This window comes from Streptomyces sp. NPDC096193 (assembly GCF_040302905.1).
Lineage (GTDB): Bacteria > Actinomycetota > Actinomycetes > Streptomycetales > Streptomycetaceae > Streptomyces.
Genome location: NZ_JBEOSJ010000005.1, coordinates 197,093 through 218,566 on the forward strand (window position 1 = coordinate 197,093; position 21,474 = coordinate 218,566).

The following is a 21,474-nucleotide window of genomic DNA, read 5'->3' on the forward strand; positions in this document are numbered from 1 at the left end:
GGGGGTGGAGACCCAAGTAACGGCCCAAGTAGGGGCCAAAGTCGTCGCTCCCAGGACATCGGTCGGGTTCGAGTACACCTTCCCCGCCATCCGCGGGGTCCAGGCGGGACGCGAGTTCTACACCTCGATGTGTCCCATGCGCCTGATCCCGAAGATCTTCATCTTCGATGAGGACGACCTGTCCGCCGAACTGCGCGCCCAACGCGTCCTCAACAAGGGGCGTCTGCCCGCCCTGACGAAGTACATCCTGGACAACCCGGATGACTACGTCTTCAGCGCCCTGACCGCGTCCGTCGACGGCGATATGTCCTTCGAAGGTCACTCAGCCGAGGGTCCCGGCATGCGCACGGGGCAGCTTCGCATCCCCATGGATTCCAGATTCTTGATCAATGACGGCCAGCATCGCCGCGCCGCGATCGAGCAGGCCCTCAAGGAGAATCCCGACCTCGGTGACGAGACGATCGCTGTGGTCTTCTTCCACGACGCTGGACTGGCGCGCTCCCAGCAGATGTTCGCCGATCTCAATCGACATGCGGTCCGCCCCGCTCGCTCTATCGGTGTGCTGTATGACCACCGCGACGAAGAAGCGAAGACAGCACGAGCACTGGCTTCCCTCTCTCCCGTCTTCAATGGGTACGTCGAGATGGAGAAGAGCAACCTCTCCGCGCGATCCTCGAAGATGTTCACTTTGAGTGCTTTGTACTACGGGACTCATGCGCTACTGCAGGGCCTGGACCTGAAGCCCGACGAAGCCACCAAGCTCGCCCAGTCCTACTGGGAGGCAATTGATCAAAGTCTTCCCGAATGGGCGATGGTACGGAATCGCGAACTCCCTGCTCAAGAGATGCGCCGCGACTATATCCACAGCCACGGAATTGCCTTGCACGGGCTCGGGCGGATCGGAAATTCCCTCTTCCGTGAATCTACCGCCGTCACTAAATGGAAGAAGAGGCTCACTCCACTTAAGAAGGTGAATTGGTCCCGCGCGAACGCCGATTGGGAAGGACGTGCCATTGTTGGCGGACGCGTCTCAAAGAGCCACCAGAACGTCACATTGACCGTGAACTACCTGCGTCACCATCTCGGACTCGCCCTTAGCCCCGAAGAGCAGCGAGTGGAAGACGCCTATCTGCGAGGCGGCGCATGACCATCCCTCTCAATATCCCCATTACGCCGGTGCGGCGCAAGCCTTTCGACGGACGCGCGCTCAGCGAGGTCACCGCCGAGCTGACCAATGAAGTACGTGAGTTGTACACGGCAGATGAGGTGCCCTGGGTCATCGGTTACAGCGGGGGCAAGGACTCCACCGCTGTACTTCAGCTCGTCTGGTCCGCGCTCAAGGAACTGCCGGCCGAGCAGCGGACCAAGCCGGTCCACGTCATCAGCACGGACACTCTGGTTGAGAACCCAGTAGTCGCCGCCTGGGTGACCACGTCCTTGGAGACCATGGCCAAGGCTGCCGCAGAGCAGAACCTCCCGATCGAGCCACACCGTCTGACTCCCGAAATCAAGGACACCTTCTGGGTCAACTTGATCGGCCGCGGCTACCCTGCCCCTCGCCCCAAGTTCCGCTGGTGCACGGAGCGGTTGAAGATCAAGCCGTCGAACTCCTTCATCCGTAACGTTGTTGCGGCACATGGCGAAGCCATCATGGTCCTCGGCATCCGCAAGGCGGAGAGCCAGGCGCGGGCTCGCGCGATGGAGAAGCATGAGAAGCGCCGGGTACGCGACCGCCTCTCACCAAACGCCAATCTCCCCAACTCGCTGGTCTACAGCCCAGTCGAAGACTGGACCAATGACGATGTTTGGGAATTCCTGATGCAGGTCCCCAATCCCTGGGGGTACAACAACCATGACCTGCTCACGATGTACCAAGGCGCCTCGGCTGATGGCGAATGCCCACTCGTCGTCGACTCCACCACCCCGTCATGCGGCTCCAGCCGTTTCGGCTGCTGGACCTGCACCCTGGTCGAGCAGGACAAGTCTATGTCCGCAATGATCCAGAACGATGACGAGAAGGAGTGGATGCTGCCGCTGCTCGATCTACGCGACAAACTGGACTCACCCTTTGGCTTCATCGAAGATGCAAACGACCCCGACCTCCCGCCTGGTAAGAAGGTGCCCTACCCCCGCCCGGACAAGCCGGCTCGTGACTTCCGCCGCATGAACGGCAAGGTCATGCTGTTCAACGACGGCGCCATCCACGGCCCGTACCTTCAGAAGTTCCGCGAGGCGTGGCTCCGAGATCTACTCTCCGCGCAGACGTGGATCCGGACGAACGAGAACACCCCAGAGCATGTCCGCAACATCGAGCTGATCACACTCGATGAACTACATGAGATCCGCCGTATCTGGGTGTTCGACAAGCATGAAGTCGAGGACTCACTCCCTCAGATCTACAGGGAAGCTACGGACGAAGAATTCCCTGGTGGGCCTCTCGACGAGCAACTAGTCATGGGTGCCGACGAGATGGAGATCCTCAAGGAACTCTGCGAAGGCGACGAGCTTCACTACAACATGGTCCGCGAACTGCTCTCAGTGGAACGCAAGTACCGCACAATGACGCGCCGTGCAGGGCTCTTCAAGGCGCTGGAGGAAGCAGTGCAGAAGGGGTACTACGAAGACCACGCCGATGCCGTTGACTTCGCCCAGCGCCGGCAGAAATTGCGTGACGATTTCGAAAAGAACCTAACCCTCGACGAAGAGATCACCCTCGATGCTCCTGCGTAAGATCACCCTCGAGGAATTCGGGGCCTATCGCGGCAAGCAGTCGCTCGACCTCACTCCCAAGAAGAACAAGCCGATTATCTTGATCGGCGGCCTCAATGGGTGCGGTAAGACGACACTGCTCGACGCCATTCAACTGGTGCTCTACGGTGCGCGCGCACGCTGTAGCGGTCGTGCGAACAAGCCCTACGAGACGTACCTTCGTGAGAGCATCAACCGTCAAGCAGATCCTTCGCGTGGCTCAGCAATCACTCTTGAGTTCACCGTCACCGTGGATGGTCGGGAGCACTACTACCGAGTCATTCGAAACTGGCGCACGAGCGGGAAGTCTGTCAATGAGTTCCTGAGCGTCTTCGTCGATGAACAGTTTGGCGACAAGCTGAAGCCAGGTCGGGGCGTAGAGCCAGAGGGAAAGTTCAGCCGGCTTCTAAGCGAGGGCTGGGCAGACCACATCGAGGACCTCCTGCCCCTGGAGGTCGCCTCCCTCGCCTTCTTCGACGGCGAGAAGATCGAGTCATTGGCCGATCCGGAGCGGGCCTCTTCCGTCATCGAATCCGCAGTGCACGCCCTGCTCGGGGTCAGCACTGTCCAGCAGCTCCGCACTGACCTCGTAGCTCTCCAACGCCGGCAGAAGTTGTCCGACGAGGAACAGCACCTCATGGACGACATCCATACGCTGGAGCGTGAGCGTGAGACTGTCCTCGCCCAGCATGGGACTGCCCACCAGGAACTGGCGAATCGCCGCACCGTTGAGCTTGGCCAGGCAAAGAGAAGGCTCGATTCCCTGGAGCGTGCCTTCGCCGATGCAGGCGGAAGCCTCTTCGAGCGCCGTGTGGAGCTTGAGACCGAGCACAAGCAAGTTTCGGCACAGCTCGCTGAACTGCGTGCGGGCCTGGCTCAAGTTGCCGCTGGTCCGCTTCCGCTCCTGATGTTGAGAGATCAGCTCAAGAAGGTCAGGAAGCAAGCTGAAAGCGAGCAGACTGCTGCTGGGGTGAGCCAAGTACTCGAAATCCTGACTGAGCGAGACCAGTGGGTTCTAGACCTCCTGCCTGCCGCAGCCCGCAAGGAAATCGTGGACAAGCTCGAGGCTGACCGAGTCGAGCGTTCCAAATTGGCCGACTTGGAAGTCAGATTCAACCTTCCGCACGATGCGCTAGCGCAGCTTGCGGTCTTGGACGAAGTCCTCGTACGAGACAGGGCCCATGGCGCAGATCTGTTGAAGCAAGCCGCCGAGACGGCTGAGCATCTGGATCAACTTGATCGGCAGCTCGCTGCTGTCCCGGAACAGAGCAAAGTAGAGGCACTGCAGCGTGAGCGAGAAGAACAGCTTCAAGCAGTAGCCAGGGAAGAGGCAGCTTATGAGCGACACGCTGCCCAACTCGACGAGCTGAAGCGTCGGCGCGACAGCGTCACAGAGTCTCTTAAGCGCGCCCACAAGGAATTCGTTCGCACCAAGGTCAAAGCCGAGGAAGTCGAACGGATCAAGACGTACTCGGAGAGGGCACGCGCCACCCTGGAACGCTTCCGCGGAGCTCTGCTTCAGCGGCACACCAGCCGACTCGAAGTCGCGATGCTCCAGAGCTTCAAGGACCTGATGCGTAAGCAGGGTCTGGTCCAGGACATCCGTATCGACACCAGCAAGTTCACTCTGACCTTGACCGACGCCGAGGGCGAGAGGATCGATCCGGGGCGCCTCAGCGCTGGTGAGCGTCAGCTTCTCGCGGTCTCGTTGCTCTGGGGTTTGATGAAGGTTGCCGGCAATCGCCTGCCCAACGTCATCGACACCCCTCTGGGCCGTCTCGACAGCCGCCATCGTGAACATCTTGTGGACCGGTACTTCCCCAATGCAAGCCGCCAGGTGCTCCTCTTGTCGACCGACGAGGAGATCGACGAGTACCTATTGGGTCGCTTGAAGAAGTCCGTCGCCCACACGTATACCCTTGTCCACGACGACACAGAGTTCACCACGAACGTCGTCGAGGGCTACTGGTGGAATACAGGAGCCCAGAATGTCGCTTGAGAACGTCCGCCTCGCCACCCCGAGCAAGGACCGTCTGGTGCGCCTCAAGCGCACCACTGGCATCTCCCAGTGGAATGTCCTGTGCCGCTGGGCCCTGGCCCTCTCCCTGGCAGACGCCTCCACGCCCCTGGTCAGAGACGTCGTCACCGACTCCAACGTCGAGATGTCCTGGAAGACCTTCGCCGGTCAGCACGGCGACCTCTACCTGGCCCTCCTCAAGCAGCGCTGCGTCACCGACGGCCTGGAGCCGACGGACGAGAACGTCTCCAAGACGCTCAACATCCACCTGGCGCGGGGGATCGGCTATCTCGGAGCGCACAAAGAGATGACGACGATCGAGGGGTTGATCGGATCCGTCGCAGCGGCTTAGGGCACTGCTGCCGTCCGCCGAGGGGCCAGTCACTCGCTTTGAGGGGCTGGCCTACTCGATCGGCCATGACCTCAATCCGAGAAGTGACGATCATTCAGAATTAGCAGGTCATCTGACCTATCGCAACCTAGACTGTTCCGCATGGCATCGGGTCACAGCGGCACTTCCCTCCAGCTCAACCTCCTCGGCATAGGCGAGATCCTGCGTAACAATCGGCTGGTAGTCCCCCAGTTCCAGCGCTCGTACTGCTGGAAGGTGGACCAGGAGGTCCAGGACTACTGGACCGATCTGAGCCGTGCGATCCAGGCAGGGACGGACGAGGAATACTTCCTCGGCACCATCGTCCTGACCCAGGACGGCCCCGACGACCGCAAGAAGATCATCGACGGACAGCAGCGGCTCGTCACGTCTTCCCTGCTGATCGCTGCCATCCGAGAGACCTTGAAGGAACTCGGGCACACGCAGGCGCATCGGATCGAGGCCGACTTCCTGGCCAGTCAAGCGTGGGATGCGGAGGACACCGAGCCACACCTCAAGCTCAACGAGGACGACCATCCCCCGTACCACGGGATCGTCGCTGGCACAGGATTGCCGCTCGCAGCGAAAAAGCGTAGTGACTCCGACATCATCAAGGCGTACCGCTACTTCCGTAAGCAGCTCTCGGATCTCGCCGACCGCCACGGCCAGTCGGCCACGAACGAGCTCAAGAAGTGGGTCAAGTACATCCAGCACCACGCACAGCTCGCTGTGGTTGAGACCCCCTCCGAGGCGGACGCGTACGTCATCTTCGAGACGCTCAACAACCGAGGCGCCGATCTGACCACTGCGGACCTTCTGAAGAACCATCTCTTCGGCGCAGCCAAGGTGCACCTGGACTCGGTGCGGAACAATTGGCACAAGAGCATCGGCGCCCTGTCCCTGTCCGCCGCCGATGACAAGTTCACTAAGTTCCTGCGCCACTACTGGAGCTCAAAGGTCGGCAAGGTCACCGAGCGCGACCTGTACGCCGAGATGCGGAAGCAGGTAGTTCAGAGCCAGGACGCTCTGACGTTCTCCGAGAGACTCCTGACTGGCGCCCGTATCTACGCTGCGCTGTCCGACCTGAATCACGAGATCTGGCAGGAGAAGTGCCCGGGGCGCAAGCCAGCCCTCGGTACGCTCGTCCTGTTCAACCTCGTCCCCAACAAGATCCTGCTGCTCGCTGCCGTCGAGCACCTCCCGCCGGCTCAGATCGAGAAGTTGCTCAAGGCTCTGATTAGCTGGTCCGTGCGCGGAATGATCATGGGAACGATCAACCGAGGACGCTACGAGGACGTCTACTCGCAGATTGCGGTGGAAATTCGCAAGGGCGCCATCACGGATATCGCCGAGATCCGTACCCGCGTGAACGATCTCATCGCCTCCGACACCGACTTTAAGGCGCAGTTCGCCCTCACCGCCCTGGGGCGTACCGAGGCAACCAAGATAGCCCGGTACTATCTGGGCGCTCTGGAGAGAACCCAGAAGAACGAGGCACAGCCAGAGTTCATCCCCAACGACAATCCCACCGAGATCAATCTCGAGCACGTCTACCCGCAGAACGCGGTGATCGGGGACTGGTCGGAGTTCATCTTGGTGAGCGGCAATCAGGAGGACGCGGACAGCTGGATCTATCGCATCGGCAACATGGTCTTGCTGCAGGTCAGCGCCAATTCGTCCCTCGGGAACAAGCCCTTCAAGGATAAGGCTGAAGTGCTCAAGGCTTCCCAGTTCGCGCTAACTCACGAGGTCGGCAAGTGCCCTGAGTGGACTCCGGAGGCCATCCAGTCCCGGCAGGAGCGACTGGCGACCCTGGCAGTCCGGACCTGGCCTCGTTGACAGGGCTGAACACCGCCTTCCCTGTGAAGTTCTGGACCGGCACCTCTGCTTCTGCATCAGGTGCCGGTCCAGATTTCGTGTCCTTACCAGTCCAGGGAAGCACTCGCCAGAATCTCGCCGACGTCGTCCTTCTTCTCCTCCGGATGGTTGCGAAGGCCCTCTAGGACGAGGTTCGAGACGATGGTGTCCAGGTCCTGGCTCGACTGACGGCTTATCACCGTCTGCAGAAACGCGAGGCCACCGTTTGCGTACTCCTCGAAGATGAGGACTCGGTCAGCCTGGCGCTCATCACCGAGGATCTTCGGGTCGTCCTCATGTTCAACTGCTGCAAGCATGTCGAGGAGGATGTCGCCGTAGAGCCGCCCCTCCATGAGGGCAAGGCGAATCGGCTCATCAGACTGCTCGAAGGACTTGCGTTCGCCCTTGCGGCGCCCGAGCACCGCGGCGAACATCATCGCATCAACCAGGGTCGCAAACGGCCCGGTCTTCTTGTCGGTGAGCTTGGCCAGCAGCTGCTCATAGGAGTGAGGGCGGCGGAAGCGGTCCGTAGAGGCCATCAGACGGTCACCTTCTCCAGGACGGTGTGCTCGAAGTCGCCGTAGGAGACGTACGGCACGGCACGGTTGTTGATCTCGATGGTCTCTTCGTCAGCCGCCCTGTTCGGTGTGTAGGAGCGCAGCACGTACATGCGGTTGGCCGCTTGCTGCAGGTTCGCCATGACGTTGCCGCGGGCCTGCGACTGCGAGAGCAGGGTGATGATCTGCGACGTCAGTGCTGGCAGTGCCTTGGAGATCTCTTCCTGGTAGGTGAGGTCGAGGCTGCCGAAGGGTGCGTCCATGACAACCGGGTAGACGCCGCTGCCGCTGCTTTCGAGCGCCGCTTCGTCCGTGTGGTTCTTCCGGGCATTGATGTTCCTGGCGACCTCGGAGACGGCGCCCACGAAGCTGAGCCCGAGGATCTGGTTCTCGCCGGTGGAGCGGATGGCCACCCCGCTCGGCGTGCGCAGGTCCAGCTCGAAGTCGTCGTTCAGCTCGGGGATATAGCTCTTGATAAAGATCCGGGAGAAAACTTCCTTGACCTTTTTGTCTAGCTGGTCACGGACCTCTTCCGTCTTAATGGTGAGGATCTCAATCAGTGCGTCACGCACCTCGTTGACCAAGTTGACCTGGTGCTGGATCCTACGGGACTCTTTGTTCTTCGCGTCTGCATTCTTGTACTGGCGGGCGACGCTCTCCAGTTCCTGCTTGATCGAAGCGACCCGGTTCTCCGCTTCCTTGTGCGCGACGCGGGCCTCGGTCTCCTTGTTGGTCATCTCCTTGCGGCGCTCGACCAGGCGCTGCACGTCCTGGACATTCACGCCTTCCAGTTTGCGGTCGACCTCGGAACGCTCCGCTTCCAACTGGCTGATGTCATCGTCCGCCTTCTGAATGTCAGACGCGTTCAAGGTGAGCTGGGCAAAAAGCTCCTGACGGTTGTCACCCATGCTGCGAACCTCACCGCTGACGTGCATCCAGCGGTGCTGAACATCCTCAAGGCCGGCGTTGTACTTGCGCCTGTCTAGCTCCTCGTACTCAGGTGTCCCCTCCTCGACGCTGCGTCCGCACATGCACAGATGCTCCTCGAGGATTTCCTCGATGAAGGTGCGCTGAATGCCTGCGGGCAACTGCCGACGCTCACGCATCCGATCGGCGAGTTCGATCACCTTGCCATCGAGTCCAGCGGTGAGTGCCAGGAAGCCGCGCTTCGACAGCAGCTCTCGCTTGCGACCCTTGTGGTCCGCGAGATGCTCCCGCGCCTGGTCGATGCGACGGGTCAACCGCTCGCGGTCCTTCTGCAGCGGCTCCGCCTGCTCGTTCTGGCGCAGCGCCTGGCCGATGGCCTTAATCTCCCGCTGGTAGGCGCTGATGTCTTCCGATAGGCGCAGCATCCCTTCCACTTCGACTTTCTGGCGTGTCTCCAGGGCCTCCATATGATCCGTGAGCTGCTTCAGCCGGTTGTCGCCCTTGGAGTCGATCTCCCGGGCAAGCTTCTTGGCAGCCCTCGGAAGGTCCTCGATGGCGCGCTCAATCGTTTCCAGGTCGAGGAGGGTCTTAATGGCCTTCTTGACTTCTTCGTTGTTGTCGTCGCCGGAAAACATCTTCTCCATGCGCTCGCCGTTGAAGAAGAAAAACTGGCGCAGGCCCTTCGGAAGGATCTTCTCGATCCGGTCCTGGCCGTTCGCAACAGATTTGGCCTCGCCGTCCGGGCCGATCTCAGTGACGGTCAGGGCAGGCGTGACTTCCTGCTGCTCTGCCTTCTGCTTGTTGACGGTGACGTCGCGAGTCGCGGAGAACCGGATGCCCTCGTGCTCGAAGTCGAGCCGGACCGACGCCGTGACCGCCTCCCCGAAGGGGGTGTCTGCCCACTTCTTGTCATGGATCACGCGGTGCTGCTGCTCGACGTCGTCGGAGAAGGTTCCGTACAGAACCCACGCAAACGCGTTGAGCAGGGTGGTTTTGCCGGCACCGTTGTTACCGAAGATGATCACGGCCGGCTTGCCGTCCTCGACGGACAGGTCGAGGTCCTGCTCGCCGTAGAAGGCGCGGAAGTTCTTCAGGGTCAGCTTGAGCAGCTTCACTTGGTCAACTCCCTCACGGCGTCCACAATGCCCGGGACCACCTTCGTCGTTTCCCGGATGTGGATGTTCTCGTTCTCCAGGTCGATGACCCTCTGTACGAGGATCTTGGCAGCCGGCGACAGCTCGCTCAGCACATCGCGCACTGTCCGTGAGGAGGGCTGATCGACTGCTTCGTCGCTCACGGGTTACTCCTGATTTGAAGTGGAGGATGGGGATGACTGGGGGGAATCTTGCTGTGGGGTCTCAGGTGTCGAAGAGGCCGTAGCGCTCGCGCACGGGGCGCAGCACGTCGAGTGTGACCGCTTCGTTTTTGGCGAGGTAGGCGAACTCCTCGACTCTCGCGAGTTCACGGCGCAGCAGGCTGCGCTCGGTCTCGTACTGGATCGCCTCGCCACCCGCAGGCGGCACGACGACGAAGTCGATGATGTCCGCGCGCTCCTTGCCGGGGGCCTTACGCAGGACGCGGCCGCGGCGCTGGATGAACTGGCGGGGGTTGGACGAGCTGGCCAGGAGGTAGGCGGTGCGCGAGGCGGGGACGTCTACACCCTCGTCCAGGCAGCGCATGGACGAGATGACCTGTAGCTCGTTGCGCTCGAAGCGGCGCAGGATGTCCTGCCGCGCGGACCGCTTCGTCTCGGAGGTATAGCGGGCGGCTGTCATGTGGAGTTCGTTGCCGACCACGTCCATCACTTGGTCGATCTGGCGCGGTCCATCGGTGCCGTGCTCGTACAGGATTGGGTGCTTGCCCTCCGCGCAGTAGATCAGCTGGTGGCTGGTCTCCCGCCGCTTCTCGATCTCCGTACGCAGGATCTCCATCTTCCCCCGGGCGTGGCCGATGATGTCCGCGCGCTTCTTCAGCAGTCGGCCGAGCGGGCTGTCTCCGTCAGCGGTTTCCCTCAGGTCTGTGCCTGCCGCGATCAGCCGAGCGATCTTGGCGCTGGTCTCCGCGTAGAGTTCTGCCTCTTCGTCGTCTAGCTCGACGAGGATGGGCGTGTAGGTGTATCGGCACAGGGCACTACGGCGGATGGCCTCGCCGATGCCCATTTCAAAGACGATTTCGCCGAAGTAATCGGTGAGCGCGTCAGTGCCCTCTTCGTCGAACCAGCGCTCTGGGGTGGCGGAGAGACCGAGTCGATACTGGGCCTTCTCCGGAAGCTGGGTGCGGAGGTGCCGGGCGCCGAGGTTGTGGGCCTCGTCCGCGATGAGGAGAAGTTGTCCCCCGTAGGTGTCAAGCAGGCTCTGGAAGGAGTCGCCGCCGAACGTGGCGTTGGTGGTCACGATGACGCCGCCGCGCGTGCCTCCGAGGGCAAGGTTCTGCAGCAGGTTGTGGGCGCGCGGAGACCACTTGCTCGCCGATTCGTACGCGCGGAGCGGCGTCACGCCGAACCACTGAATGTCCTTGGCCCACTGGTCAACCAGGTGCTGGTACGGGGCCACGACGATGGTGAGTAGAGGGGCATTGTCGTCGTTCTTGCGCAGAAACGAACCGAGCTGAGCGGCCGCAGAGAGAGCGGTCAGAGTCTTCCCGGTGCCGGTGGCCATACGCAGGATGCCGCGGCCTTGGTTGCGGAACCAGTTCTGCACGGCCTCCTTCTGGTAGTCGCGCACCGCCAGGCTCTGCGGGATCGCGAGCGACCCGGCTGGCGGCTGGGGGGCGGTGGCGATGGGTGCTCCGTCGGAGGGGAGTTCGTCCAAGTCGTACCGGCCTGCCGTCGCCAGTGCGCTTCGCTCGACGACCACTTTGGCGGCCTCGGTGAAGGACACGACGCGCAGCATCAGAGTGCGGTCGTGCCACAGGTCCTCGAAGTCCTTGCTTATCCGCGCGGCACGATCGGCGTCGCGCGAATCCCAGCTGCGGTAGACCTCGATCGCCTCGAAGTTGCCGACGAGCCCCGAACGGGTCTCGTTCGCGCTCCCCTTGAAGGCGACGATGTCGCGTCCATCCCGGAAGACGCCGATCTTCTCGTGGTACATGCCGACGCGGCCGCGCTCTTCGACGTACGCCAGCTTGAAATCGACCCGTCCCTGGGCGACCAGACGCCCGAGCTTGCCAAGTCCGCGCGCAGCACGCTGATCTTCCACAGCCTGCTCGAGATCTCGCAGGACAGCGCGCTGCAGGATTTCGCGCAGCTCGTAGCCGTCTTCGATGTCCTTGATGTCCGCCGGCTCGAGGTAGGGGGACGCGATGATCCGCATGATGCCGCCGCGCGCGCCGAACTCGTCGATACCTTGTCCGAGTGTGGCGATCACGGACGCGGCGAAGTAGCCCACGGCCCGGTCGTAGTTGGTGGAGGCGCCCAGGGCGGGCAGGTAGAAGTCTTCGACCAAGTTGCTGCGGTCGCTGCGGTAGTCGGACTCCACCCCACAGTCGCGCAGAGGAGGCACGTCTGCCATCAGATCAGTCCCATTCTGCCCATGAGGTCGTCCACGTCGGGAGCCTCGTCGTCCGACTGTCCGGATTGCTCCGGTTCGGAGGTCCGGGCGGCGGGGATGGCCGTCTCCTGTGCAGCGGAGTCTTCCCCGAGGCGACGGACCGTGCCGCCGCGTGCGGTGAAGGGCGGCGAGGACATGGACTGCCTCAGGCTCGACTCCTTGATCTCGAAGTCACGGCAGAGGACACGCACGACCTCGTCGGCAGCGACGGCACCGCCGTGGGCATCGACCAAGTCCGAGATCAATTCCTTGATCGGTTTATACACCGGCATACCCCACTCGGTCAGGGCCCACTGGTTCTTCTGGCTCCGACTGAAGCGCGGGTCCGCCTCGATCTGCTGCTTCAGATAGTGGTAGCCGAGCGTGATCCCCGTCCGATCCTTCAACTCTTCGATGCTCAGCGACTGGTCTGCCTCGCGAAGCGCGGACTCGATCTTGTCGAGACGGTCGTACTCGCGCTGCGAGACACCGCGCGTACCGGCCCCGTCGACGGCGGCCTGTGTGTTGGCGATAGCTCCCCCGGTCGAGGGAGTGGCACCAGAAGCGTCTCCGGTGATGACGAATAGGGGATGCTCTGGGGTACCGGCGGGCGAAGAAGCCTCGTCGACGTCGCCCTGTAGGTACCAGGCACCTTGGTGCGTAATGGCGAACCGGTCGTCTCCGAAGAGCGCCTTTATCACCTGCTCCTGGGAGACTGCCGCCCCCAGGGCATGCTTGATGAGTGAGCTGCTCAAGCCCTCGGGCCTGCTCTCGAGTAGCTTCGCAATGCGGTCTGCGGGAGTCGCGTACGCCCCGGACTCACTGTGGATTGGATCCTCTGCCGGAGTGCATGGGTCCACTTCTTCATGCTGATTGGAGACCTGGGGATCAGCAGAGAGGTCAAAACCATCACTCCTTGTTATCGGCTTGGCGGCCTCGCCTTCACCGACATGCGCACGGCCAACACTCTCCGTAATGAGCTTCAGGTTCGGATCACCCTCCGTCCCTACTACCGTCTGCCCACCACAAACAGCACCTCTACCAGGTACGACCCACATCCCACCAATCACGAACATCGCATCCCGAAGCTGGCGAGAGACCTCGCCCAGCTCGCCATCAAATCCATCCGCCGCCCGGACTACATCACCGAGAGTGATATTCACGATGGGATTTTCGTTTACTTGGAGGAGCTCAGTAAGTCGCTGAATGAGCCGAGGGAGGTCATCAGGAACTTCAAGAGCAGGAGCAGCTGGCTCTTCGGATTCATGTGCGGACAGCGAGACTTGGTGGCCATCAGACTCGAAACCGCAGTGGACAAGCCAAGCACGCAGGCTGTCGGGCTCCTCGGGTACCGGAACTTCGTGCACGTCGAGAAGGCAGAGGGCCGCTGGCAGGCTGATGACCTCGGCGGAGCCAAGATCGAGTGCTCGCACCGTGGCATCCACACATTGGAGCAGGTCAGCTCCGTAGATCCACTGACCGGTCGGGTCTGTAGTGGTGTCCTGCCAGCGCATGCCGGTAAACAGGCGCAGGACGCTAAGCCCATCCCCCACACTCTCGCCGAGCCAGGGGTGGCGGTGCAGGAGTGAGCTGATGACGCAGGGCTTCTGAAGATCGAGTTCTGCCTGGGCTATCTCGTTGCGCAGGATCGAACCGTCTTCGAGACTGCGGTTGAAGCTGTACGCGAGATGGCTCCGGCGCTGCCTTATGGTCTCCCGGTCGAGGGCATGCCTCTGGGCCAACTGCTCCAGCGGAACCGGAACATCTGCGCAGAAGTACCGCAGGACGATGTCCCGGCTGACGCTGCTGAGCCCCTCGTACCAACGGTGGAATGCCTTCATAGCCCTCAGCTGTCGGTGTGGGTGCGGTGATCTCCGTGCTGGAGGCAGTGGCTCACAACATGCGGCGGGAAGGTGGCTACTGCCGGATGCAAGGGCGTCATTGCATTTCCTCCGGCGCACCCCTGCGCTGTGACCCCCTCTTGAGACTTCAGCGACGGCGTGCCCGCATTAACGGTACAGGGGACGACATAGAGCCCCCCTCGGTTCCCCGATCTTCGATGGACGAGATCTGCCGCTCGATCGCCTTCGCTTTCTCCGCGTTGTTCACCGTGGCGATCCTGGACAGTGACCGGTTGGGGGATGGGCGACGAGGGTGGTCTTGCGCGCTCGGAGGACGTCGACAGCCACAGCCGCTATGGAGCCGAGGCGCTGGTGTCGGGCTGCGAGGTCGGCGCAGTCCGCCGACTCGCCGACCTCCGAGCGCAGGTAGGCGTAGTCCGCGGAGAGGACCTCGGCCGCTACGGCATCGGCGAGCGGCAAGGACGGCATAGCCAACCGGATCGACGCGGAGGCACGTGCCGCGGCCTACGGCGGGCTGGGCAACGAGTCGCTGGTCTACTCGCGCGTCGACGCACCGGAGGAACCCGGAGGGGAGCCCCGCCCCTGGCACATCGGCCGACGGGTTGTGTACGACTCCGAGAAGGAGCTGGTGGTCCTGCCGTGGTGGAGCCCCCTGGCGAAGACGTGGTCCGAGGCGCGTCCCGAGGAATCGGGGGAGGTGCTCCTACGGCGGCAGCTGCGCTGCGTGCAGCGAGTCGTCAAGGACTACTTCGACGAGATCGACCAGTCGACGTCCACCTCCCCATCTCCCAAGACCGTCCCCGAGCCGAGACCGGCCGCGGACGACGTGACCGAGGACGACGCACGGACGGCGCTCGCGCCCGAGACCACTGCGGTCCTGTTGCCCGAACCCCTCGTCAAGTACCTCGGTTTCCGCCGGATCAAGGCGGACGGAACGCCCTCGGAGGCATAGGTGTTAGTCGGCGTCTGCGACTTCCCCGGCAGTTACGCATTCCCCCCGGCCGGATACGGCGGGATCGAACGGTGGCTCTGGGCGGTCGCGGAAGGCGCCCGTGCCGCAGGCGCCGACGCACACCTCCTCGGTCCGCTCTGGCGCGAGGACCTCGCCCCGAAGTGGACCCGTAGACCGCTGCGCCTGGAAGACCTGGAGCCGGGCTCCCTCACCGCACGGGAACTGCAGGCCGCGAGCTACGACCTGCTGATCGTCGGCCACGAGTACCCCACACTGCCGACCTGGCGCCGCATCCGGGAGCTGCTGGACTGCGACGTCGCCACCTTCCAGCACCACCCCGGCTTCCAGCACGCCGCCGACGCCTTCGACGGCGTCCGTACGCGGCTGTACTGCTATTCCCCCGAGATGGTGGAGCGGTATACCGTCCAACAGCCCATCCCGGAGCTGGCCGTCCACCGCGGCCTCGACGAGGACGAGCCCCCTTCCGTGCCAGGTAGAGACCTGGTCTGGCTCGGGCGCATAGACGAGGACAAGGCCCCGCACATCGCGGTACGAGCGGCACAGATCCTCGGGCGTCGCATACGCATCGTCGGCCCGGTCTTCTCCGACACCTACGCCCGCAAGCACGCCCGGATCCTTGCAGCAGACCATGTTGAATGGGCCGGCGAGCTCGGCGGCCGGGAGAAGAGCGCCGCCTTCGGCAACGCTGGCGTCTTCGTCTACACCTACGCCCGCGGCTACGTGGAGGCGGGCGCCGCCGTCTTCGGAGAGTCCCTCCCTGCCGGCACCCCCGTCGCCGCCCTCACCTGGCGCGAAGGCACCTGCGCCCACGCGGCCCTGTGCGACCGCAGCGGCGTCGTGACGGTCGTCGATCCTGCCGTCGACGACGAGGCTGCGGCCCGGGCGCTCGCCACTGCCATCCGGCAGGCCGAAGAACTCGACCACGCCGAAGTACAGGCAATCGGACGACACCGCTTCGACCCCCGGCGTCACTTCGAGGCCCTCGCCGAGCGCCCGTGCTGACCGCGGCCATCCCCGGCATTCTCCGCAACGCTCTGGGACCCCGCTGGGAGTTCACACTCGCCGGCGATCACCTCACCATCCAGCATCCCCAACGCGGCACTCCCTACCGCCCCCCGGCTCGGCAGCTGCCTTGGCCCGAGCTGCTCGCCGCACTGGAAGAAGCCTTCGCGGATGTAGGCGTTCCCCGCGCGCCGTGCCTACCGCTCCGCTGGGGCCGGGAGACGGAGCTGACCATCTCCGCCGTCCAGGCCCTGGACCCGTACCTCAAGCACCGCCGCCCCGTCCCGTATCGGCAGGGATTCCTCCCTCAGCCGGTGGTCCGACTGACCGGAGGACGCGACCGGCACGGCAACCTGCTCGACGGCTTCCTGACGTCGTTCGTGAACGCGTCGCGCATCCAACCGATCCCGGACGCGGGTTCCTTCGGCACGACCCTCGACGAATGGCTGACGGTCCTCTCCCGCCTCGGTCTCCATGCCCGCCACATCACCGTGCACGGCCACCTCGGCGTCTGGCGCCGCCGCCAGGTCGAAGGCATAACCCTCCGCTACGACCACGCCGGCTTCCCGCTCGGGGACATCGTCCTGCTGTGGAACGCCGACGACCCGACCTACATGGCCGTCGACCTGGGCACAGCACTCGAACGCCTCGCCTGGGCCCGCTCTCGCCGCCCCTGGCACGAGCAGGTCTTCGGCTCCCTCGCTCGAGCCGCGCCCCCGACGGTCCTTGATGCCATCCGCACGGTGACCCTCCTCCTCAGCCACGGCATCACCCCCGCGCCCCGCGGGGCGGGAAACGTCACGCGCCGGATCGCAGAGCGCATACCCTCCTCCGCGGCCGCCCTGGGGCCTCAGCGCCGCTGTGCGGAACTACCACGCGTATTGGGGCACCTTCAGCCGTCTGCCGTCATCTTGGTGGCATGTGGTCTCACAATTGGAAGACCACATTCAGCAACCACAGTCGGCCCAGGTCGCGGTCAAAGACATTCGGCAACCGTGCCGGCCTCTGCGCATCATGTAGGCACCCGCTCGGATTGACGGTCGGGTTTCGACTGATAGACCTTGGTCTGGTGAGCTGGCACGCCTCTCGCCTACACCAGCGACACCTCGCCGTCGGGCAGCCACCCCTCCCAGTACCCGTCCACGAGATCGAGCATCTGGGCCGGCTCGACCGCAGCCCGCTCCGACCTGAGCTCGGACACGGCCCACCAGCGGGCTTCGGGCCCCAGCATCCGGCCGGGCCTGTCCTTCCAGCTGCCGTCGGCGGGCAGTACGAGTACTACGTAACCGCGTTTCTCCACGTCGTCGACGGCGAACAACCGCCCAACCACTGGAGCGATACGAACCGGGGGCAGTTGCCGTCGGCAACGCAGATATCGCATCGCGGCACGGCGATACGTCGCGCCGGCCCACATGGGCACTTTCGGTACGGTCCAGCAGGGGCCCGCCGGCTCCCGGCGCCGCATCAGCAGGATTCGTCCCGTCAGCGGGTCCAGGATGACCGGGAATACGAAGTTGTACGGTCCGGGGCGCCGGGCGGTCGTCATAGGTCCACCCTGCGGATAAGTTATTCGAATCGCACCCCGTCGGTGCCATACGGGTGGCACGAGGCGCGCAGCCGTACGTAAACGGCGGCATTGCGACCGTCACTCACTTCGGTGGTATGGCGCCGATCCGAAATTCGACAGCGGCGGCGCATCCAAGATCTGCTGCATGGGAGCAACCCCTTCACGGACTCGACGCGCGGCCGTCCCCGGGCCGCGCGTGACGGATGCCTTCTTGCAGCCACTCGACGGCGAGTCGCTGGCCAGCTGGGTCAACGCCCTGGCCAAGCACCGCGAGGTTGAGACTGCAGCGCTGCTTCGAGACCTTCACCTCCACCGGGACGGTGCGCTGTCCATGGCCCAGACACGGTTGTCCGAGCCAGTGGCGCGCAGAGTGCACAGAAGGACGGGGGTGAACGAACCTGTCCTCCATGAAATGACACTCGCTCGCTACGCAGGCAACGCCCTCCCCCACCTCCCCCTCCCGTGGACAGACGCAGCAGCCGTCGCGCGTGGAGCTCATCGGCCTGGCTTTCGGATCACCGAGCACGCTGGTGCGCCCCATGCCTGCGCAAGAATGACTTCCGCTGGCCACTGCGCTGGATGCTGCCGTGGACCTTCGCTTGCCTCGAGCATCGCCTCTTCCTGGCCACCGAATGCATTCGATGCCTCTCCTCGGTCCATTACGGCCGGCACTCCACGCTTCCGCGGGTATGCGATGCCAAGGTGGACGAGCGGGGGCACACGTACGGATACGACGAGAGGTGCGAGTACCCGATCGCCCTACACAGGCCCCTCCCGGTCACCGATGATTCTGTGCTCCTCCATCAGGAGAGGATCAACTCCTGGCTCGACGGGCGTCCGACGGTCGGCGAGAGGCAGTTCGCTTCCCTCACTGCCGTGATGATCATGCTCGTGACCCCGGCCATGATGCGCCGTCGAGGCGAAGACCCGGCACTCCTGTGCCATCTCCGGTCACGCTGCGGGCTGGGCCTGACGCAGGAACGCGCCCCGTGGACCAATCCCCTGAGAGTTGCCGCGGCAGCCTCCGTTGCAAATCGGCTACTGGGCTCCAACACGTCGACCTCCGAAGTGGCCAGGAGAATCGAGGACATGAGAACCCTCGACTACCGAGAAACACCATGGCGGCTGGAGGTCATGGAGTGGGCTTACGGATCGGCGCTCCGCCCGAATCCGTACGTCGACGAACTCGTGCGCCTAGGAGTGATCACTGTCGGCGCATATCGACGTTACTGATCGAAGGCGACTTCGTGGCCGGAAGCTCACGGTTGTCAGCCGAGGAATCCGCGATCGCTACCGGCCTCGTCGCGGCTCGCGTCGCGGGGCCTCACAGTTCCTGGCCGCCGCCCTGGGCCCCGGGGCTGCGGCAAGACCGCCCTGCCGTTCAGCATTGCCGGCTCACTGCGCCCCCACGCGGGCTGCGTACGGCAGGGCGTGAAAATCGGCCGCGTCGAGGGCGGTCAGCACGATCGGGTTGATCCTGGGGCGAACAGCAGGAACGCCAGTGACGCCGCGGCGCACCAGCAGGCATCTGCCGTGAACGGTCAGCCGGGCATTAGCGTGGGCCACCAGGACCTCCGAGGTGTGTGAAGACGGCTATCTCCACTACGCCCGGAGGTCCCTCCTTGATCAACTACCGACGGCTACGTGTCAACAACGTTGCAGGTCAATACACCCAGGGCGTCTGGAACGATGGGCTCGTGCATTTTGATGATGAGACAGTGGCAGCGGGCGGGGACGGGTCGGAGTGGACGGGTGTGGTGAGTGCGCGTCTCCGTTGCTGCGTCTGTGGTGGGTCGACTGATGGCGCCGAGGACTACGTGATCGTTGAACTGACGGCGAAGTTCTCTGACGCGCGCCAATGGCTGGGTGCGCATGCGGAGCACCTGAACTCCGTCCTCGCGAAGGGGTTCTCCGTGGAGGTTCACGACATGTAGGGCTGCCGTCATGGCCTGCGCGATCTCGGTTCGCAGGCAGGCTGGTTGCCCTCACCTCGTTCCGGTTGTCCGAGGTTCGTAGAAGGTTCCGTCTCTGAGCATCGCGAAAGGACGTCGGCTCGTCGCCGGGCCAGGCAGAGAAGGGCGAGAAGCAGGGTCGGCTAAGGCGGCGAACGCCGAGAGGAAGAAAGCCCGCTTGAGCTGCTTGTTTCCCCTCCTGGAAGGCTGTTCGCCACGAATCGAAGAGCCCGAGTTCCGGGTCGCCGGGGCAAGACCGGCGTAGGCGGCGAGGTGGGCGGCGGAGGGGAAGTTGCTGCCGTCACCGACGTCGATGAGGATCCTGGCTCCGGTCCTGATGCCGACCTCCGGCATCGAGATCAGGACCCTCGAAAGAGGGTGAGCCTCCAGCAGTTCCTCGATCCGTCCGGCCAGCAGTTTGCGCTGGTCAAGGACGGCGGCCAGGGAGCTGGCCAGGCTCGGGACGATCAGTGAGGCTGCCTCGGTGCCGGGCACGACCACGGTCTGCTCGCCCAGCGCGGTGAAGATGTCCTCGACCAGCCGCTCTGCCATCCGCGGGGCCTTCGGCCGCAGCAGCGTGACCAGGCGGCGCCTGCCGGCCTCGCGGATCTCGGCTGGTGAACCGAACCGTTCCAGCAGATTGAGGACGGCCGGGTGCTGCAACCGCGGCCCCAGCACGCGTTCCAGCGGCGGATGGATCTGGGTCAGCAGGCCGTGGAGCCGGTTCGCGACCCTGGTGGCCTCGCCGGCCAGGTCGTCGTCGAATCCGACGATCATCTCCAGCTCGGCGATGGTCTCGTCTTCGAGGTCGATGGCCCGCAGCGTGTGGGGCATCGCGCGGGCCTCCGGTCGTGCCCTGCCCGGCCTCACCGACGGCACCGATCGCCACATTCACATTACGAAGAGCCTCCCGACCTGCGAAGAGTCGGTGGTCAAGCCCCTAATCAGCGGTCAGTCAGTGCCTCCGAGCCCGGTGACACCACCCCCCGGATCATCAACCGCAACAAGGGGGGAAGCCATGCCGGACCCGGAGGCCGGTAGCCCCATTGCGGAGCCACCAAAACGGTAATGGGGGGACCGCCCCGGCCATCCCGGCGAACGGCACCGCCAGGGAGGGCTGTCTCGGCAGCGCGCAGGCGAAAAACGATGGTGGGACGAACACCGCGGTGATCGCCGACAGCAGCAGGCCGAGGACAAGGAAGGGCAGGGACTGGACGAACACCGCGACGAACACGGTCATCCAGCTCTGCATCACCGGCGCAGCCAACGCCCGACGGATCGGCCCTTGCAGCACAACCACCAGAAGCAGCAGCATGGTGAGGACGAGGGATGAGTTGAACTGCCAACCCTGCGGATCGTCCGCCTCGCGGTCGTCAACCCGAGTCGGGGCCGCTTTGGGGGTGGTCACGGGCGACGTACCTCTGGTAGGGCAGGGCTTCGTGGGTCGGTTCCCCTCCACCCAGTACGCCGGTTCCGGCACAACGACTCACTCTGGCAACCGCCCCTGCCTGGCCTTGCAAAGCCAACCCCTCCGAATCCCGCAGGTGCGGGTGGCCTACCCTTATCCACCAAGACTGCGGTAGCCCTGCCCTTCGGCCTGGAGCAACTTGCGCAGTAGTGCGGACCCGTCAAGGGCGTCACGGAGGCAGGGGTAAGCCTGTCTTGCAGAGCAGGCAGGCACATCCGGCTGGCAAGCAGCACCTGTCCGGCACAACTTCCTGCAGCAGCCCTGTGCAGCCGTGGCACATTTGCTGTCGGCGCAAGCCGTGCAGCCCTTGCCGGTCGAGTCTTACCGGTCCAGCTCAGAACGGACTGGCGTCTACGAACAAGCGCCTCCCCTCCCACGGGTAGGGAGATGACTGGGCAGCAGGCGCAGTAGAGCCAGGCCCTTCCCTGCGTAAGAGCTGACCCCTGCCTACCTCTCGGCACAACCCGGGTTGCCTGCAAAGCCAAGGTCGGGAACAGGACTGCCAAGCATGGGGGCTGCACAAGGATCCGGGCATTACCGCACAGACCCCGGCTGTTCAAGAAAATCCAGCACAGGACTTACCAGCTAAACCAGCTTCCCCTATCCAGGTCTGAACTGATCTGGCGACTGGTAAATCTAGCTACCCC

At 63.8% G+C, this 21,474-nt stretch carries 17 protein-coding genes and 3 pseudogenes; 11 read left to right on the forward strand and 9 right to left on the reverse strand.

Features of this window, described 5'->3' with window-relative positions; genetic code table 11:
- Window positions 1-4: 4 nt before the first annotated feature.
- The 5 genes from dndB (at window position 5) to ABTX78_RS10885 (ending at window position 6,974) form a co-directional block, all read left to right on the forward strand.
- The gene (gene dndB / locus ABTX78_RS10865) at window positions 5-1,147 is read left to right on the forward strand and encodes a DNA sulfur modification protein DndB (protein WP_352206469.1); all 1,143 of its coding nucleotides are present in this window, start codon (window positions 5-7) and stop codon (window positions 1,145-1,147) included.
- Window positions 1,144-2,730, forward strand: a complete 1,587-nt coding sequence (gene dndC, locus ABTX78_RS10870) for a DNA phosphorothioation system sulfurtransferase DndC (RefSeq protein ID WP_352206470.1) — start codon at window positions 1,144-1,146, stop codon at window positions 2,728-2,730. Before dndB ends, dndC begins: the two co-directional genes overlap by 4 nt.
- The gene (gene dndD / locus ABTX78_RS10875) at window positions 2,717-4,747 is read left to right on the forward strand and encodes a DNA sulfur modification protein DndD (protein WP_352206471.1); all 2,031 of its coding nucleotides are present in this window, start codon (window positions 2,717-2,719) and stop codon (window positions 4,745-4,747) included. The genes dndC and dndD overlap by 14 nt, the downstream gene beginning before the upstream one ends.
- Entirely contained in the window at window positions 4,737-5,117 is a 381-nt protein-coding gene (gene dndE, locus ABTX78_RS10880) for a DNA sulfur modification protein DndE (RefSeq protein WP_352206472.1), read from the forward strand. The genes dndD and dndE overlap by 11 nt, the downstream gene beginning before the upstream one ends.
- 141 nt (window positions 5,118-5,258) lie before the next feature.
- Window positions 5,259-6,974: a DUF262 domain-containing protein gene (locus tag ABTX78_RS10885; protein ID WP_352206473.1), complete on the forward strand. Its 1,716-nt coding sequence runs from the start codon at window positions 5,259-5,261 to the stop codon at window positions 6,972-6,974.
- Between the two features lie 83 nt (window positions 6,975-7,057).
- On the opposite strand, the gene ABTX78_RS10890 is transcribed toward ABTX78_RS10885, so the two are convergent.
- The 5 genes from ABTX78_RS10890 to ABTX78_RS10910 all read right to left on the reverse strand — a co-directional run bounded on the left by ABTX78_RS10890 (window position 7,058) and on the right by ABTX78_RS10910 (window position 13,844).
- Complete coding sequence (locus tag ABTX78_RS10890; protein ID WP_352206474.1) at window positions 7,058-7,531, reverse strand: DNA phosphorothioation-associated protein 4; 474 nt, start codon at window positions 7,529-7,531, stop codon at window positions 7,058-7,060.
- Window positions 7,531-9,591: an AAA family ATPase gene (locus ABTX78_RS10895; protein WP_352206475.1), complete on the reverse strand. Its 2,061-nt coding sequence runs from the start codon at window positions 9,589-9,591 to the stop codon at window positions 7,531-7,533. The genes ABTX78_RS10890 and ABTX78_RS10895 overlap by 1 nt, the downstream gene beginning before the upstream one ends.
- A complete protein-coding gene (locus tag ABTX78_RS10900) occupies window positions 9,588-9,773 on the reverse strand; it encodes a hypothetical protein (protein ID WP_352206476.1) in 186 nt (61 codons plus the stop codon). Before ABTX78_RS10900 ends, ABTX78_RS10895 begins: the two co-directional genes overlap by 4 nt.
- 61 nt (window positions 9,774-9,834) lie before the next feature.
- Window positions 9,835-11,985, reverse strand: coding sequence for a DNA phosphorothioation system restriction enzyme (locus tag ABTX78_RS10905; RefSeq protein ID WP_352206477.1), 2,151 nt, complete (start codon window positions 11,983-11,985; stop codon window positions 9,835-9,837).
- Window positions 11,985-13,844: a hypothetical protein gene (locus tag ABTX78_RS10910; RefSeq protein ID WP_352206478.1), complete on the reverse strand. Its 1,860-nt coding sequence runs from the start codon at window positions 13,842-13,844 to the stop codon at window positions 11,985-11,987. The genes ABTX78_RS10905 and ABTX78_RS10910 overlap by 1 nt, the downstream gene beginning before the upstream one ends.
- 499 nt (window positions 13,845-14,343) lie before the next feature.
- Here ABTX78_RS10910 and ABTX78_RS10915 point away from each other — a divergent pair, with 499 nt between their 5' ends.
- The 3 genes from ABTX78_RS10915 to ABTX78_RS10925 are packed head-to-tail and all read left to right on the forward strand — an operon-like array spanning window position 14,344 to window position 16,877.
- Complete coding sequence (locus ABTX78_RS10915) at window positions 14,344-14,817, forward strand: hypothetical protein (protein WP_502993849.1); 474 nt, start codon at window positions 14,344-14,346, stop codon at window positions 14,815-14,817.
- Window positions 14,818-15,840: a glycosyltransferase gene (locus tag ABTX78_RS10920; RefSeq protein WP_352206480.1), complete on the forward strand. Its 1,023-nt coding sequence runs from the start codon at window positions 14,818-14,820 to the stop codon at window positions 15,838-15,840.
- Entirely contained in the window at window positions 15,834-16,877 is a 1,044-nt protein-coding gene (locus tag ABTX78_RS10925; RefSeq protein WP_352206481.1) for a hypothetical protein, read from the forward strand. Before ABTX78_RS10920 ends, ABTX78_RS10925 begins: the two co-directional genes overlap by 7 nt.
- A gap of 53 nt (window positions 16,878-16,930) precedes the next feature.
- Here the strand turns inward: ABTX78_RS10925 and ABTX78_RS10930 are convergent, their stop codons facing one another.
- A complete protein-coding gene (locus tag ABTX78_RS10930; protein ID WP_352206482.1) occupies window positions 16,931-17,170 on the reverse strand; it encodes a hypothetical protein in 240 nt (79 codons plus the stop codon).
- A gap of 382 nt (window positions 17,171-17,552) precedes the next feature.
- On the opposite strand from ABTX78_RS10930, the pseudogene ABTX78_RS10935 reads away from it, so the two are divergent.
- Both ABTX78_RS10935 and ABTX78_RS10940 read left to right on the forward strand, forming a co-directional pair.
- Window positions 17,553-18,019: pseudogene (locus ABTX78_RS10935) on the forward strand (TniQ family protein); the annotation flags it as partial.
- Between the two features lie 90 nt (window positions 18,020-18,109).
- The gene (locus ABTX78_RS10940; protein WP_352206618.1) at window positions 18,110-18,640 is read left to right on the forward strand and encodes a hypothetical protein; all 531 of its coding nucleotides are present in this window, start codon (window positions 18,110-18,112) and stop codon (window positions 18,638-18,640) included.
- A 162-nt stretch (window positions 18,641-18,802) separates the two neighbouring features.
- Here ABTX78_RS10940 and ABTX78_RS10945 read toward each other — a convergent pair whose 3' ends face one another.
- Window positions 18,803-18,973, reverse strand: a complete 171-nt coding sequence (locus ABTX78_RS10945; RefSeq protein WP_352206483.1) for a leucine zipper domain-containing protein — start codon at window positions 18,971-18,973, stop codon at window positions 18,803-18,805.
- 56 nt (window positions 18,974-19,029) lie between these two features.
- On the opposite strand from ABTX78_RS10945, the gene ABTX78_RS10950 reads away from it, so the two are divergent.
- The gene (locus ABTX78_RS10950; RefSeq protein ID WP_352206484.1) at window positions 19,030-19,341 is read left to right on the forward strand and encodes a hypothetical protein; all 312 of its coding nucleotides are present in this window, start codon (window positions 19,030-19,032) and stop codon (window positions 19,339-19,341) included.
- 51 nt (window positions 19,342-19,392) lie between these two features.
- Here the strand turns inward: ABTX78_RS10950 and ABTX78_RS10955 are convergent.
- Together ABTX78_RS10955 and ABTX78_RS10960 are read right to left on the reverse strand one after the other, a co-directional pair.
- Window positions 19,393-20,202: pseudogene (locus ABTX78_RS10955) on the reverse strand (transposase); the annotation flags it as partial.
- Window positions 20,203-20,428: 226 nt separating this feature from the next.
- Window positions 20,429-20,767: pseudogene (locus ABTX78_RS10960) on the reverse strand (permease); the annotation flags it as partial.
- Between the last annotated feature and the right edge of the window lie 707 nt (window positions 20,768-21,474).

Bases quoted from the DNA above. Each gene is read 5' to 3' on its own strand.
- dndC (WP_352206470.1), top strand. From the start codon at position 1,144: ATGACCATCCCTCTCAATATCCCCATTACGCCGGTGCGGCGCAAGCCT.
- dndD (WP_352206471.1), top strand. From the start codon at position 2,717: ATGCTCCTGCGTAAGATCACCCTCGAGGAATTCGGGGCCTATCGCGGC.
- dndE (WP_352206472.1), top strand. From the start codon at position 4,737: ATGTCGCTTGAGAACGTCCGCCTCGCCACCCCGAGCAAGGACCGTCTG.
- ABTX78_RS10885 (WP_352206473.1), top strand. From the start codon at position 5,259: ATGGCATCGGGTCACAGCGGCACTTCCCTCCAGCTCAACCTCCTCGGC.
- ABTX78_RS10890 (WP_352206474.1), bottom strand. From the start codon at position 7,531: ATGGCCTCTACGGACCGCTTCCGCCGCCCTCACTCCTATGAGCAGCTG.
- ABTX78_RS10905 (WP_352206477.1), bottom strand. From the start codon at position 11,985: ATGGCAGACGTGCCTCCTCTGCGCGACTGTGGGGTGGAGTCCGACTAC.
- ABTX78_RS10910 (WP_352206478.1), bottom strand. From the start codon at position 13,844: ATGAAGGCATTCCACCGTTGGTACGAGGGGCTCAGCAGCGTCAGCCGG.